General features: G+C 73.8%; 9 protein-coding genes. 6 read left to right on the top strand and 3 right to left on the bottom strand.

Features of this window, described 5'->3' with window-relative positions; translation table 11 throughout:
• Positions 1-22: 22 nt before the first annotated feature.
• The 5 genes from K1J60_RS38660 to K1J60_RS38640 all read left to right on the top strand — a co-directional run bounded on the left by K1J60_RS38660 (position 23) and on the right by K1J60_RS38640 (position 8,688).
• The gene (locus K1J60_RS38660; protein ID WP_220650272.1) at positions 23-4,411 is read left to right on the top strand and encodes a glycoside hydrolase family 38 N-terminal domain-containing protein; all 4,389 of its coding nucleotides are present in this window, start codon (positions 23-25) and stop codon (positions 4,409-4,411) included.
• A gap of 221 nt (positions 4,412-4,632) precedes the next feature.
• Positions 4,633-5,208, top strand: coding sequence for a peptidyl-prolyl cis-trans isomerase (locus K1J60_RS38655; protein ID WP_220651892.1), 576 nt, complete (start codon positions 4,633-4,635; stop codon positions 5,206-5,208).
• Between the two features lie 185 nt (positions 5,209-5,393).
• Positions 5,394-6,767, top strand: coding sequence for an extracellular solute-binding protein (locus tag K1J60_RS38650; protein ID WP_220650271.1), 1,374 nt, complete (start codon positions 5,394-5,396; stop codon positions 6,765-6,767).
• 2 nt (positions 6,768-6,769) lie between these two features.
• Positions 6,770-7,789 (top strand): carbohydrate ABC transporter permease, encoded by a 1,020-nt coding sequence (locus K1J60_RS38645; RefSeq protein ID WP_220650270.1) that lies wholly within the window; start codon positions 6,770-6,772, stop codon positions 7,787-7,789.
• 53 nt (positions 7,790-7,842) lie between these two features.
• The gene (locus tag K1J60_RS38640; RefSeq protein ID WP_086796709.1) at positions 7,843-8,688 is read left to right on the top strand and encodes a carbohydrate ABC transporter permease; all 846 of its coding nucleotides are present in this window, start codon (positions 7,843-7,845) and stop codon (positions 8,686-8,688) included.
• Here K1J60_RS38640 and K1J60_RS38635 read toward each other — a convergent pair.
• On the bottom strand, positions 8,678-10,933 hold the full coding sequence (locus K1J60_RS38635; RefSeq protein ID WP_220650269.1) for a glycoside hydrolase family 3 N-terminal domain-containing protein: 2,256 nt from the start codon (positions 10,931-10,933) through the stop codon (positions 8,678-8,680). The two genes, K1J60_RS38640 and K1J60_RS38635, sit on opposite strands and share 11 nt — an antisense overlap.
• 150 nt (positions 10,934-11,083) lie before the next feature.
• Complete coding sequence (locus K1J60_RS46960) at positions 11,084-11,713, bottom strand: BadF/BadG/BcrA/BcrD ATPase family protein (RefSeq protein WP_317619738.1); 630 nt, start codon at positions 11,711-11,713, stop codon at positions 11,084-11,086.
• Between the two features lie 525 nt (positions 11,714-12,238).
• Between K1J60_RS46960 and K1J60_RS38625 the strand changes: the two genes are divergently transcribed.
• Positions 12,239-13,480, top strand: coding sequence for a glycoside hydrolase 5 family protein (locus tag K1J60_RS38625; protein ID WP_220651891.1), 1,242 nt, complete (start codon positions 12,239-12,241; stop codon positions 13,478-13,480).
• 87 nt (positions 13,481-13,567) lie between these two features.
• Here K1J60_RS38625 and K1J60_RS38620 read toward each other — a convergent pair whose 3' ends face one another.
• Positions 13,568-15,061: a glycoside hydrolase family 3 N-terminal domain-containing protein gene (locus K1J60_RS38620; protein ID WP_220650268.1), complete on the bottom strand. Its 1,494-nt coding sequence runs from the start codon at positions 15,059-15,061 to the stop codon at positions 13,568-13,570.
• Positions 15,062-15,144 lie beyond the last annotated feature (83 nt).

Here is a 15,144-nt window from a genome sequence, read left to right as displayed (position 1 = left end):
CCCGAGCACTCGTAGGAGCCCCATGCGCGTCATCTCTGTCGAGTCGACCGAGCTCTTCGTCGGGACGGAGGACCAGCCCCACCAGGTGGTCGCCGTGGAGGTCGGGCACGATGCGGGCCGGACGGTCCGGCTGAGCGTGGAAGGCCCCGGTGTCCGCGCCGTCGGGCAGAGCGTCGTCACCGTCGGCGAGGACGGCACCGCGCGCGCCGAGATACCCGTGACCACGGAGGGTCTCGCCGTCGGCGACCACCGGGAGATCACCGTCACGGCCGCCGACGGAGAGCTGGTGGCCCGGCGGGCCGCCGGGTTCACGGTCGCCGAGCCCGGCTGGACCATGTTCATGGTCAGCCACTTCCACTACGACCCCGTCTGGTGGAACACCCAGGCCGCCTACACCGAGACCTGGGACGTCGCCGACGACCCGGCCGTCACGGGCCTGCCCGCGCGGACCTTCGACTCGCGCGGCCAGTCCGGCATGAGTCTCGTCCGCGCCCACTGCGACCTGGCCCGGCGCGATCCGGCGTACACCTTCGTGCTCGCCGAGGTCGACTACCTCAAGCCCTACTGGGACGCCTTCCCGGAGGAGCGGGCCTTCCTGCGGCAGCTGATCCGCACCGGCCGGGTCGAGATCATGGGCGGCACCTACAACGAGCCCAACACCAACCTCACCGGCGCCGAGGCGACCGTGCGCAACGCGCTGTACGGCGACGGCTTCCAGCGCGGGATCATGGGGGCCGCGCCGGAGACCGCCTGGCAGCTGGACGCCTTCGGGCACGATCCGCAGTTCCCGGGGCTGATGGCCGACGCGGGGGTCACGTCGAGTTCGTGGGCGCGCGGTCCCTTCCACCAGTGGGGGCCGACCCTGTCGGTGTTCGGTGAGGAGCCGCGCGATCCGCGACGGATGCAGTTCCCGGCGGAGTTCAGCTGGATCGCTCCGAGCGGACGCGGCCTGCTGACCGCGTACATGGTCAACCACTACGGCGCCGGCTGGGCCATCGACAACGCGCCCACGCTCCCCGAGGCGGAAGCGGCCGCGCTCAAGCTCTTCCGGGGGCTGAAGAAGGTCGCACTCACCCGGAACGTCCTGCTGCCCGTCGGCGGCGACTACGCGCCGCCGTGCCGCTGGGTGATGGGCATCCACCGCGACTGGAACGAGCGGTACGTCTGGCCCCGCTTCGTCAGCGGCATCCCCCGGGACTTCTTCGCCGCCGTCCGCGCCGAGCTGGAGCGGGAGGGGCGCACGGCCTCCCCGCAGACCCGGGACATGAACCCGGTCTACACCGGCAAGGACGTCTCCTACATCGACACCAAGCAGGCCCAGCGGTACGGCGAGGCGCTGCTCGCCGACGCCGAGGCCTGGGCGACCCTCGCCTGCCTGACCACCGGGCACACCTATCCGGACGCGGCCCTCGACAAGGCCTGGCGGCAGCTGATCTACGGCGCGCACCACGACGCCATCACCGGCTCCGAGTCGGACCAGGTCTACATCGATCTGCTCACCGGCTGGCGGGAGTTGTACGACCTGGCGCGGGAGGTGCACGCCGACGCCACCCAGGCGCTCGCGGACCGGGTCGCGCCGCTGCCGGGCGACGGAGCGGACCTGGTCGTCTTCAACTCCGCGACCTGGCGGCGGGGGGACGTGCTGACCGTCGCCGACCCCGGCCGGATCCCGCTCGACCACACCGGACTGCCGCTGCCCGCCGTGTCCGAGGACGGCGAACTGAGCGTCGTCGTGCCGGAGGTGCCCGGCATGGGCCTCAAGGCGCTCCCGCTGGCGGACGGTTCGGTGCCCGGCTGGACGGCCGGCGAGGGGACGACCATCCGCAACGAGTTCTACGAGGTGACCGTCGACCCCGCCCGAGGCGGCGGTGTCAGCTCTCTGCGCGCGCTCACCGGGGCCGGGGGCGGCCGGGAGCTGCTGCGGTCCGGGGACATCGGCAACGAGCTGGTGGTGCAGGAGGAGTACCCGAGGCACCCGCGCTTCGGCGAGGGCCCCTGGCATCTCACCCCGACCGGCACCACGGCCGCCCGCAGCCGGGACGTGACGGCTGACATCGATGTCGCACACTCTCCGGCGGGCTCCCGCATCACCGTCCGCGCCGACCTGGGCCTTTTCCGGTACACCCAGCGGCTCACCCTCTGGGCGGGGGTGGACCGGCTGGACGTGACGACGACCGTCGACGGCTACGACGGCGCCGACCGGCTGATCCGGGTGCGCTGGCCCTCGGACGTACGCGGTGGGTTGCCGGTGCACGAGGTCGCGGACGCGGTCGTCGGACGTGGCTTCGGCTTCGTGGACGTGGACAGCGAGCGGTTCCCGTGGACGCTCGACAACCCGGCCAACACCTGGTTCGGACTGGGCTCCACCGCCCGCGTCGCGGTCCACGACGACACCGGCGCCCTGCTCGGCCACCGGTCGATCGGCGTCGCCGAACTGGTCTTCGGCGACTGGGACATCGCCGGTGAACTGGGCACCCCACTCGCCGCCGCCCTGGTCCGCACCGGCGTCACGGCCACCTCGACGATCGCGGGCGGCCCCCGCTACGGCGATCTGGAGGTCGACTCCAACCTGCCCGACATCCGTGTCGCCGTGGGCGGCCCGGAACGCAACGCCATGGTCGCCGAGGTCCTCGCCTGGGACCCGGCGGCGGCCCGCGAACTGCGCCGCCAACTCGCCGAGGACGGTCTGGCGGCGGTGTGGGTGGCGCCCCGCGCCTCCCTGCGCGAGGAGTGGGTGCCCGGCGCCGACCTGCGCGACCTGGAGCGGCTGCCGCTGCTCGTGGTGGCGGGCGCCCGCCCCGAGGACGACGCGAAGGCCGTGGACGCGCTGATCGCCGACCTCGACGACGCGACCGTACGGGCCATCGCGGCCGGGGGCGGCGAGGCGCTGCCGCCCGGCGACGCCTGGGACGGACGGGGCTTCGCGATCCTGAACCGGGGCACCCCGGGCTGTGTCGTCACCTCCGGCGGCGACCTCTGCATGTCGCTGATGCGCTCCTGCACCGGCTGGCCCTCCGGCGTCTGGGTCGACCCGCCCCGCCGCACCGCGCCCGACGGTTCCGGCTTCCAGCTCCAGCGCTGGTCGCACACCTTCGAGTACGCGGTCGTCGCGGGCGAGGGCGACTGGCGCGAGCTGGGCTGGCCGCGCGCGGGGCACGCCTTCAACCATCCGCTCACGGGACGGTTGAGGACGCCCGAGCACCCGCTCACGGCACGGCTGCGGGAGCCCGCCGGGACGTCGGCGGGTCTGCCGAGGACCGCGACGCTGCTGGCGCTGGAGCCCGAGGGACGAGTGGTGCTGGACGCCTTCAAGCCGGCCGGGTCGCCGCTGGCCCGGGGCGGCTCGGACCCCGTGGACCCGGCGCGCGAGGTCGTCGTACGGGCGCACGAGGTGGACGGCCGGCCGGTGCGGGCGCGGGTGACGGGGCCGTCGGCATGGGCCGAGGGCCGCCGGGCGGACGTCCTGGAGCGGGCCGGTGAGGCTCTGGCCCCCGGTGCGGACGGGGCGTTGGAGCTGGACCTCACGGGGTTCGAGGTGGCCACCGTGCTGGCCTCGCCGGTCGCCGCCGCTCCGCCCGTACGGTCCTGCGGGCCCACCGACGACGCCACGCACGACGGCGGCCCCACCGCGCGGCCCTCGCCGTCGTGCGGACTCCCGGCCGCGGGCGCCGGTGTCGCCGCGCACGAACCCGCCCAGCCCGTGCACACCCGTTACTGGCTGCACAACTCCGGTCCGGCGCCGCGCGGGAACATGCCCGTGGCCGTCTATCTCTCACCGTCCGCGCTGACCGCCGACGGCCCGGTCACGGCGACGGTCCGGATCTCCTCCGAACTGACCGACGCGCCGGTCTCGGGCACGGTCGTCCTGGAGGTGCCGCCCGGCTGGAGCGCCGAGCCCGCCGAACTGCCGTACGCGCTCGGCGCCGGCGGCTTCTCGCTCACCGAGGTCACCGTGACGCCACCGCGGGACCCGGTGCCCGGCCGCTACGCGCTGGCCGCGCGGCTGGCCCACGGCGGGCAGACGTTCGAGGACGTGGTCGCCCTGGACGTGCCCGGCGCGGCGGTGGGGGGCGAGCCGGACGGGCGGACCGGGCCGAGTCTGGTGATGGAGTTGGGCGTCGACCGGGTCGAGGTGCGCCGGGGCGCACGGGTGCGGGTCCCGGTGCGGCTGCGGAACACCACCCGGGGGCCGGTCGGCGGAACCCTCTGGGCCCTGTCGTCGTGGGGGACCTGGGCGGGCGTCGCACCGGGCCTCCAGGGCTTCGCCCTGGCCGCCGGGGAGAGCGCCGAGTGCCTGATCGAGATCGACGGCTCGGCGGTGTCCCCGGGTTCGTACTGGCTGATGGCGAAGGCCGGGTGGCACGGCCGCGTGGCCTACACGGAGGCGGTCGTCCTGGAGGTGGGGCCGTGAACGGACGGACGGCACACGGCGGCGGCACGGGACTGGATCGCCCCGCCTCGCCTCGCGGGCGCCCGGCCCCGGCCCCGGCCGCGGACGGGCACGGGCCGCACCAGGGTCCGGCGACGTCGGTCGGACCCGCGCCGCACGACGCCCACTCGGCGGCGCACGGCCACGAGACGGACGGCGCGCCCGCCGCGCTCCTCGGCGGTGAGCCGGTCGCCAGGGATCGCGTGGACGCCGTGCTGGCGATCGTGCCCGCGCGGGACCGGGAGGTCCGGCCGGAGGGGCGGGCGCGGGCGGAGCGGCAGCGCAGACGGTGGGCCACGCAGGTGGCCGTCGCCGACGAGCTGGCCCGGCGGGCGTGCGCCGCGCGCGGGCTCGCCCCGCCGCCCGACGAGTCCCTGGCCCGCCCGCTCGCGGTGTCCGGGACCGAGGTCGCCGACCTGGGCAGCATCATCGCGGTGACGCTCGCCCGCTCCCCCGCCGCGCGCACCCTGCTGGCGGCGCTGGAGGCCGAGCAGAAGGTGCCGGAGAAGGCCGTACGGGGCTACTACGACCGCAATCCGGACCGCTTCCTCACCTCGGAGGCGCTGCGCCGCGGTGTGGACCCGTACGACGGGGCGGTGCCGGGCGACTTCCTGCCGTACGACGAGGTCCACGAGGACGTCGTACGGGAGTTGCGGCGGGCCATGGGCCGACAGGCCTTCTTCGACTGGCTGGACCGGGCGCGGGCCGAAGTGGAGTACACGCCGGGGCACGAGCACCCCGGTGATCCCTCGCACCCCGACCACGAGCACCGGCACTGACGCGCGGCCCGCGCTCGGGCGCGGGACCGGCACCGGACACCCGGTGCGCGACTCGGAACCGAAAAGCAACACGGCCAGGCATTGACCTCCGATGAATTCTGGTCCACCTTTTCATCAATCGAAGTCCAAGTTGGTGATTTGAACCAGCAACTCGATCCAGCAGCTGACTGATCGCAGGAGGCACCATGCGCGCGAGAAGACTGACCGGATGTGTGGCGGGCGTCATCGCCCTCACCCTGACCGCCGCCGGCTGCGGCCTGTCGGGCGGCGGATCCGACAGCGGGGACGCCACGGCCGGCGGCTGCGAGGTCGACCAGGGCAACGTCGGCTCCGGGAAGCTCACCGGAGACGTCAAGGGCACGATCACCTTCCAGACGACCAACCTGAAGAAAGACTTCGGCGGCTACTTCAACGGCGTCATCAAGGCCTTCGAGCAGGCCCATCCGGACACCACCGTGAAGTGGGTGGACGACCCGGGCGACGCCACCTTCACCCAGCGCCTGGTCGCGGACGCGCAGGGCTGCACACTGCCGGACGTCGTGAACATCAACGTCAACACGGCGATCGCGCTCACCAAGAACGGCTATCTGCTCGACCTGGACAAGAAGGCCCCCGACGCGGGCGAGCCGTTCGTGCCCAACCTGTGGAAGTCGAGCATGTACGCCGACTCCGCCGGCAAGAAGGTGCACAGCGTGCTCCCCTGGTACTCCGGCGGCATCGTGCAGACCTTCAACACCGATCTGATGAAGAAGGCCGGCCTCGATCCGGCCAAACCTCCGACGACCGTGCTCGGTCTGTTCGAGGACGCCCAGAAGGTGGCGGAGGCCTCGGACGGCAAGTACTACGCGTTCCTCGCCAACCCGCAGCTGCGCATCCCGGCCGACTGGCAGCAGATGGACATCAAGATCCTCTCCTCCGACGGCAAGAAGTTCACCTTCGCCGACGACCCGAAGACCGTGCAGTGGGTCGACGCCATGACGAAGCTCTACAAGGCCGGCGGCATGCCCAGGGACTCGCTCTCCTCCACCCAGGACCCGGCCAACGTCTACGGCCAGGGCAAGCTGGTCTACGGCCCGACGAACCCCAACTTCCTGCGCTTCATCCAGCAGAACAACCCGAGCGTCTACAAGAAGACCGGTGTCGCCCGCTTCATGCTGGACGACCTCGGCCACACGGTCGGCGCCCCGCAGTACATCGGTGTCGCGTCCACCAGCAAGAACGCGGTGACCGCGCTGTCCTTCGCACAGTTCCTGACCAACGCGAAGAACCAGTTGGAGTGGGCGAAGGACCCGAACGTGGTGATCTTCCCCTCCACCACGGCCTCCCTGGACGACCCGTTCTTCCAGTCGGTCGAGGGCGACGACCCGTTCGCCGAGGCCCGCAAGATCGTCGCGAGCGACCGCAAGACCTCCACCGCCGACGAGATCGCCCTGACCCCCGGTGAGCTGAACGCCATCACGGCCCAGATCCAGCTGGCCATGCAGGGCAAGAAGAGCGCCCAGGACGCCCTGGACGAGGCCCAGAAGAAGGCCAACGAGCTGATCGAGCAGGGCAGCTGAGTATGACCACCCTCTCTCCCCCCACCGAGGGACCGGGGGTCGCGGTCTCCGCCCGCGACCCCCGCCCCGGGGAACCGACCGGCCCGCGCCGCCTGTTGCGGGCCCTCAAGCCGGGCCCCGGCGCCGACGCGGGCGGCGCCGCGCTGTACCGCCGCTGGTGGCTGCCGTGGCTGTGGATGTCCCCGGCGATCATCGGCATCACCGTCTTCGGCCTGTACCCGTTCCTGAACACGCTCCTGCTGTCGTTCACCGACGCCAAACCGCTCGGCGGCGCCGCCTCGTTCGTGGGCCTGGACAACTACACCCGGATGCTGGGCGACTCCGACTTCTGGCTCGCCACCCGCAACAGCGTGCTGTACGCGCTGATCGTGGTCCCGCTGATGGTGCTGCTGCCGCTGATGCTGGCCGTGCTGGTGGAGAAGAACCTGCCCGGCATCGGCTTCTTCCGCTCCGCCTTCTACACGCCGGTCCTCGCCTCCAGCGTGGTCGTGGGGCTCAGCTGGCAGTGGCTGCTCAGCGATCAGGGCCTGGTCAACACCTGGCTGCAGAAGGCCCACATCATCCGGTCGGCGATCCCGTTCCTGTCGGACTCCTGGCTGATCCTGCTGTGCGCGATGGGGCTCACCCTGTGGAAGGGCCTCGGCTGGTACATGATCTTCTACCTGGCCGCGCTGGGGAACGTGCCCAGGGAACTGCACGAGGCCGCCGCCGTGGACGGCGCGGGCGCGGTCCGCCGCTTCTGGCACGTCACCGTGCCGGGCGTGCGCACCTCGATGATGCTGGTCGGCACCCTCACCGGCATCGGCTCGCTGCGCGTGTTCACGGAGATCTACATGCTCGGCGGCGCGACCGGCGGCCCCGGCGGCGCCGACCGCACCCTCCCCTTCTACATCCGGGACGTCGCCCTCGACCCGCTCACCGGGAACGCCGGCTACGGCTCGGCGGTGAGCGTCGCCCTCTTCGTACTCACCCTGGGCCTCACGCTGCTCGCACAGCGACTGACGAAGGAGGACGAGTCGTGACCACCGCCGTGAAGGAGACGGCCACGGCCGCGCTCCCGGCCGGGCGGCGGCTGATGCCGCGCTGGCGGGACTACGGCCGCCCCCGCGAACTCGTCGTCCGCTACCTGCTGTTGCTGTTCGTGCTCGGCATCACCGTCGGCCCGCTGCTGTGGCAGTTGCTGTCGTCGCTGAAGGGCGTCGGCGAGGACGTCTTCGGCGAGAACGCCTCCCTCTTCCCGCACGACCCGACGCTGCGCGCCTACCGCGAGGTGTTCGCGCAGGTCCCGGTCTGGACGTACATCCGCAACAGCCTGGTGGTCGTGGCGCTCTCCGTCACCAGCCAGCTGGTCTTCTCCACGCTGGCCGGCTACATGCTCTCCAAGCCGAGCTGGAAGGGACGCAAGCTGGTCTGGGTGCTGCTGATGGCGTCCATGATGTTCCCCTTCGAGTCGATCATGGTGTCGCTGTTCCTGAGCGTCCGTGACCTCGGTCTGGTCGACAGCCTGGTGGGGGTCTGGCTGCCCGGCTTCGTCGCCGCCATCAACGTCCTGATCATGCGCGCCGCGTTCCTCGCCGTGCCGCGCGAGGTCGAGGACGCGGCGATGCTGGACGGGGCCGGCGAGTGGAAGCGGTTCCGGTATCTCTATCTGCCGTCCGCGTGGGGCGCGATCCTGGTCGTCACCATCAACACGTTCATCAGCGCCTGGGACGACTTCCTGTGGCCGCTGATCGTGCTGCGCACCGAGGACCACTTCACCCTGACGCTCGGCCTGTCCCGCCTCACCTCCTCGTCCTTCGGCTACGACCAGCGGATGGTGATGGCGGGCTCGGTGATCTCCGTGATCCCGGTGCTGGTGCTGTTCGTGATCACCCAGCGGTGGTTCTACAAGGGCGTGTCCTCCGGCGCCGTCAAGCTCTGAGGTCCACCACCACGGGTACGGCGTCCAGCGCCTCCCGCGCGGACCGCGCGACCCGGATCTCCACGGCGTCGGTCCCGGTGGGCACGTCGAACGCCAGGGAGACCGTACGGCGCTCGCCCGGCGCCAGGCCGACACCCTCGAACGCGCACAGTTCGAGGGTGCGCGGCCAGGTGCGGGCGATCAGCCTGCGCAGGTACACCTGCACGACCGAACGCCCGTACCGTTCCCCGGTGTTGGTGACGTCCACCTCGACCGTGCGCCCCGACACCCGGGGGGCGCCGTGGTCGAAGGTCGTGTACGACAGCCCGTGCCCGAAGGAGTACGCCGGCTCGGCGCTCTCGTCGACGTAGCCGCCGTACTCGGTGTCCTTGTGGTTGTAGTGGACGGGGAGCTGGGCGGCCGAGCGCGGGACGGAGACCGGGAGCCGGCCGAGGGGCTCGGCGAGTCCGAGGAGCACCTCGGCGACGGCCTCGCCGCCCCACGGGCCCGGATACCAGGCGGTGAGCAGTGCCGCGGCCGGGGTGTCGGGCAGCACGTGCGGACGGCCCTGCATCAGGACGACCGCGGTGGGCGTGCCCGTCGCCACGACGGCCTCCAGCAGGGCCTCCTGCGCCGTGCCGAGCCGTAGTCCCGCGAGGTCCACGCCCTCGCCGCAGGTCATCTCCGACACCACGGTCTGCGCGGCGCCGTTGGCGTCGAACTCCGTGCCGGGGGTGCGGGCGCTGCTGCCGCCCAGCACGAGCACGGCCAGGTCGGCCGCGGCGGCCTCGGCGATCGCGGCCGTGACGCCGGTGCGGTCGGCGCCGGTGAGGCCCGCGCCCTCGGCGTGGCGGACGTCCGTACCGGGCGGGGCGAGGCGGCGCAGGGCGTCGAGGACGCTCGTGCCGGTGCCGGGGCGCTGCGGGGCGGTGTAGTCGCCGAGGTGGTGTCCGGTGGTGGCGGCGTGCGGGCCGAGCACGGCGACACGGCGTACCGAGGGGCCGATGGGCAGGGTGTCGGCCGGGTTGCGCAGCAGGGTGACGCAGGCGCGGGCGAGGTCGGTGCTGTGCGCGCGTCCGGCGTGCTCGGGGAGCGACGCGCGGCGGGTGCGGGGATTCTCGAACAGGCCCAGACGGAACTTCAGGCGCAGGACGCGGGCGACGGCGGCGTCGAGTGTGGCCTCGTCCACCAGGCCGCGTTCGACGGCCTCCTCCAGGTGCGTGAAGCCCTCGTCCCAGAGGCTGAGGTCGACGCCCGCGTCCAGGGCGAGGGCGCCGGCGGAGACCTTGTCGCCGGTGATGCGGGCCAGGCGGTCGACGGCGAGTCCGTCGGCCATGACCAGGCCGTCGAAGCCCCAGTCCTCGCGGAGCAGCCCGGTGAGGAGGTCGCGGTTGCCGGAGCAGGGCAGGCCGTCGACCTCGTTGTAGGCGGCCATGACGGCGGCGGCGCCCGCGCGGACTCCGGCGCGGGCGGCCGGGAGGTGGATCTCGTGCAGTTCGCGGGGGCCGAGTTCGGACTCGGCGGAGTTCCGGCCTCCGACGGTGGCGCCCTGGCCGGCGAAGTGCTTGAGGACGACGGGGGCGCGGTCGGGGGCGAAGTGGTCTCCGGGGCCCTGCATGCCCCGGACGAGCGCCTCCGTCAGGCGGGCCGCGAGGTAGGGGTCCTCGGCGAAGCATTCCTCGGTGCGGCCCCAGCGCGGGTCCCGGGCCATGTCGAGTGCGGAGACGAGGGCCACGTGGCCGCCACGGGCGCGGAGTTCGGCTGCGGCGTGCGCGGCGGCCCGCTCGTAGAGGTCGGGGTCCCAGGTGGCGCCGACGGCCAGGTTGACGGGCAGGACCGTGCCGTCGAGGGCCATGTGACCGTGCGGGACCTCCTCGACGAAGAGGGCGGGGATCCGGAGCCGGCTGTGCTCCAGGACGTGGCGCTGGACCAGGTCGGCCAGGTCGGCGCTGTCCTCGGCGCCGGGCCCGTCGCCGTGGTCGACGCCGGACCAGGCGTCGGCCCGCATCAGACCGTAGAGGGCGCCGAGACCCGCGAAGCGCTCGGTCTCGGCGGACAGGGCCTCGGTGAGTTCGAAGTCCCCGCGCCGGGTACGGCGGTAGGCGTCCCAGCCGTACATCCGCTGGTTGAGCTGCCCGACCTTCTCCCGCCGGGTCATCCGGGAGAGAAGGTCGGCGACCCTGGTGTCGACGGGGGCGGCCGGGTCGAGATAGGGCGGCTGCCCGGGGGCGGTGGCCGGGGCGACCGGCAGGTCCTGAGGGGGCATGGGTCGTCCTTGTCGGCGAGGGAGGAGCTGAGCGGCCGGGGAGGCCGAGCGGCCGGGGGGCTGAGCGGTGGGGGGTGCTGAGCGGCCGGGGGGACCGAGCGGCCGGAGAGGGATAGGCGTCGGAGGTGGTGGACTGCTGACCGCTGGCGGTCAGGCGCCGGTGCCGTGCGCGAGGCGGGCCAGGGCGACGGCGCCCGGGGAGCCGTCCGCGACCGGGGTGACGGTGAGTCCGAGGGGGGCGAGGCGTTCGGTCAGCGGGGACAGCAGGGGGCCGTCGGGGGCGAGCAGGCCGCCGGTGGCGACGAGGGGTTCGCCGGGCCGGGGCGCCAGGGCGGCGACGGTCTCGGCCAGGTGGCGCGCGGCCTCCTGGAGGATCCGCACCGCCACGGCGTCCTTCTCCTCGGCGGTCCGCACCACCACAGGCGCGTGATCGGCGAGACGGACGGGCGGCCGGTCCATGACGGCGGGCAGCACCCCGGCCCGGTAGGCGGTACGCCGCTCGGCACTCCACACGGCGGCACCGGTCACCCCGTAGCCACCGGTCACCCCGTAGCCCTCCGGCGGGAGCACCTCCTCCGGCAGGCCCAGGTCCCGGCCGACGGCGAGCACGAGCGCGGTGGGCTCGCCGCGGCCGTCGGCCGCGCGCAGGGCCGCCCGTACGGCCGCGCGGCCGATCCAGAAGCCGCCGCCGTCGTCCCCGAGGAGCCAGCCGTCGCCGCCCGAGGTCGCGGTCGGCACCCGTCCGGCGACCCGGGCCGCGACCGCGCCGGTGCCGGCCACCAGGACCAGCCCGTCGGCGGGATGGCCGGGGGCCGCGGCGAACGTCGTCTCGATGTCACTGTGGACACCGACCGACGCGGCGGTGACACCGAGCCGGGCGAGCGCGGCCGACAGGGCGGCCCGGGCCCGCAGTCGGCCGGGCTCGTCGGCCCCCTGGGCCCGGTGGCCGGCCCCGCGAACCCGCCCGCCACCGCCACCACCCGGCCGCGCAGTTCCTCCGGCACGGCGCGCGCCACGGCCTCGGCGAGGTGGTCGGCGAGCGCCGGGCCGGGCACGGTCAGCGCGTTACCCGGCCCGGCCGCGCCCTCGCCCCGGACCCGCCCGCCGTCGAGCTCCGCCAGGACGGCGCGGGTACGGGTGCCGCCCGCGTCGATGCCGACCACGCAGGCGGGAGCGGCCTCGGCCACCGGCCGTGCGGCGGGCGCCGGGAGATCCCCGGAAGCTTGGTTCAAATCACTATTCATTGCCGTCCATGGTGGTTGATACATTCGCCGGAGACAAGGTCCGTCTCTTGAGGAGGACGCCATCAGCACGCCACCCTCGTCCGCGCCCGCGCTCCGCTTCGGAGTGAACTACACCCCACGCAGGGGCTGGTTCCACGCCTGGCACGACTTCGACCCCGGGCTCGCGCGCGAGGACCTGGCCCAGATCGCCGGGCTGGGCCTGGACCACGTCCGGGTCTTCCACCTGTGGCCCCTGCTCCAGCCGAACCGCGCCCTGGTCCGGGCGTCGGCTGTGGACCAGCTCGTCCGGTTGGTGGATCTGGCGGGCGAGTGCGGGCTCGACGTCCTCGTGGACGGCGTCCAGGGCCATCTGTCGAGCTTCGACTTCTACCCCGAGTGGACCCGTAGCTGGCACCACCGCAACGTGTTCACCGACCCCGAGGCGATCGAGGCCCAGGCGCTGCTGCTGCGCACGCTCGGCCGCGCCCTCTCCGGCCACCCCCACCTCATCGGCCTCCAGCTCGGCAACGAGCTCAACAACCTGGTCGAGCACAACCCGGTGACCGTGGCCGAGGTCGACCACTACCTCGACACCCTGCTCGGCGCCGCACGGGACGGGCTCGGCGAGGCCCGGGGCCTGGTGACCCACTCGGCGTACGACGCGGCCTGGTACGGCGACGACCACCCGTTCACCCCGGAGGCCTCGGCCCGCAAGGGCGACCTCACCACGGTGCACCCCTGGGTCTTCTCCGCGGACTGCGCCCGCCGTTACGGCCCGCGCTCACCCGAGGTGCACCACCTCGCGGAGTACGGCACGGAGCTGGCCGCCGCCTACGCCACCGACCCGGCCCGGCCGGTCTGGGTGCAGGAGACCGGCGCCCCCGAGCCGCACATCCCGGCGGCCGACGCCCCCGACTTCGCCCGCGCGACCCTGCTGAACGCGGCGGGCTGCGCCCACCTGTGGGGCGTCACCTGGTGGTGCTCCCACGACGTCGACCGCTCCTTGGCCGACTTCCCCGAACTGGAGTACACGCTCGGCCTGTTCGACTCCACCGGGCGCCCCAAGCCGATCGCGGAGGCCCTGTCCACGACGGTGGCCGAGCTGCGCACCGCCGCCGTCCGGCCCGCTCCCCGCGCGACCGCGCTGGTCCTGGACTGCACCCCGTCCACCCGCTCGGTGTCCGGCCCGGGCGGCGCCTTCTTCGACGCCTGGATGCGCCTGCGACAGGAAGGCACCCGCCCGGCGGTGGTCCTGGCGGAGCGCGTGGAGGACACGGCGTATCTGGCGGCGCGGGGGATCACGGAGTTGATCGAGGGGAAGTGAGGGGGCGGGAGCGGGCCGGAACCGGGCGGAGCAACCCGCGCCACGGGCGGGACCGGCCGCGCCGGGGGCCCGTGATGGGAGACCCGCTCAGGACGTGCGGCCCGTCACCAGCTCGGCCGCCGCCCGCAGGTTCACCCGCCCCCTGCCGTGCGCGGCCACCGCGGCTCCCTCTTCCGGCAACCCGGTCGAGACCACGAGCGCGTCCGGCCGGGCGGCCAGCAGCGCGTCCCGGAGACGGGCCTGCCAGGGGTACAGCCCGGCATCGCACAGGGCGAGGACCAGCGGACGCGCCCCGGCGGCCCGTAGCACCTCCTCCGCGACGGCCGCGAGGTCGGCGGGCTCCCCGGCGACCGCCACCCCCGTCGCGGTCGGGTCGAGGGCACGGATCTCGGTCAGCAGATCCTCGCCGCCCCAGTTGAGGGCGGGGTGCGGGGGCGGGAAGCAGTCGACGACATGGGCGCCCGGCACCGGCCGCGGCAACGGCCCCCCGCTCCGTACGGCCCGCCGCGCCGCCGTCAGCCCGGCGCCGGTGTCCCACGCGGCCACGGCACCCGGCCGGTACGGCACCGCGTACCGCAGCGCGAGCCGCCGTACCCGTTCCGCGGCCTCGGTCACCCTCTCCGCCGCGAGGTCGCCCGCCCCGAGCGCGTCGAGCACGGCGTCACGGCAGGCGAGGGTGACCTCCAGATCCGGTACGGCGACGATGACCTGGTCGGCTCCGGCGGCGAGCGCGAGGCGGGCGCCGGCCGCTTCGCCGTAGCGGTCGGCGATGGCCTTCATCTCCAGCGCGTCGCTGACGAGGACGCCCTCGAAGCCGAGTTCGCCGCGCAGCAGGTCGGAGAGGATCCGCGGGCTGAGGGTGGCGGGCAGCTCCGCGTCGAGGGCCGGGAAGACGACGTGGGCGCTCATCAGCATGGGCACGCCCGCCTCGACGGCGGCCCGGAAGGGCGCGAGGTCGAGGTGTTCGTAGGGCCGCGGGTCGACCGCCGGCGCGTGGTGGCTGTCGGTGACGGTCCCGCCGTGGCCGGGGAAGTGCTTGGCGCAGGAGGCCACGCCGCGCCGCTCGGTGGCCTCGATCCAGGCGCGCAGATGCCGGGAGACCAGCTCGGGGTCGCCGCCGAAGGCGCGGGTGCGCACGATCGGGTTCTCTGGCCGGCTCTGGACGTCGGCCACGGGGGCGTAGGAGGCGGTGATCCCGAGCGAGAGCAGGTGTCCGGCGAGGGCGTCGGCGCACGCGGCGGTCAGGCCGGGGTCGTCGGCGACGCCGAGCGCCCATGAGCCGGGCACCTCGGGGGCGCCCGCGGCGACGAGGTGGCCGATGCCGCCGCCCTCGTTGTCGATGGCGACCAGCAGGTCCGGCCGCAACGTCCGCAGGGTGCCGGTGAGTTCGCGGACCTGGTCGGCGTCGCGGATGTTGCGGGTGAACAGGATGACCCCGCCCAGACCGCGGTCGATCAGCCGTTTCAAGGTGTCGGGGACGGTCGTCGTACCGTCGAAGCCCGCGACGAGGCAGCGGTGGGCTGCCTCGTCGAGGGCCGCGGGGAGAACCGGGCCGAGGGGCCCGGCGGCGGAGTGTGTCACCTCCGAAATCCTCTGGCTGGTCGAGCCGAAAGTCAACAGTTCGATGGATGATTGATTCACCAAGAGCCGGGCGGCGCCGTCCA

The organism is Streptomyces akebiae (genome assembly GCF_019599145.1).
GTDB lineage: Bacteria > Actinomycetota > Actinomycetes > Streptomycetales > Streptomycetaceae > Streptomyces > Streptomyces akebiae.
Note: the sequence above shows the minus strand (reverse complement) of the source record. Positions and strands in the feature narration are given on the sequence as shown.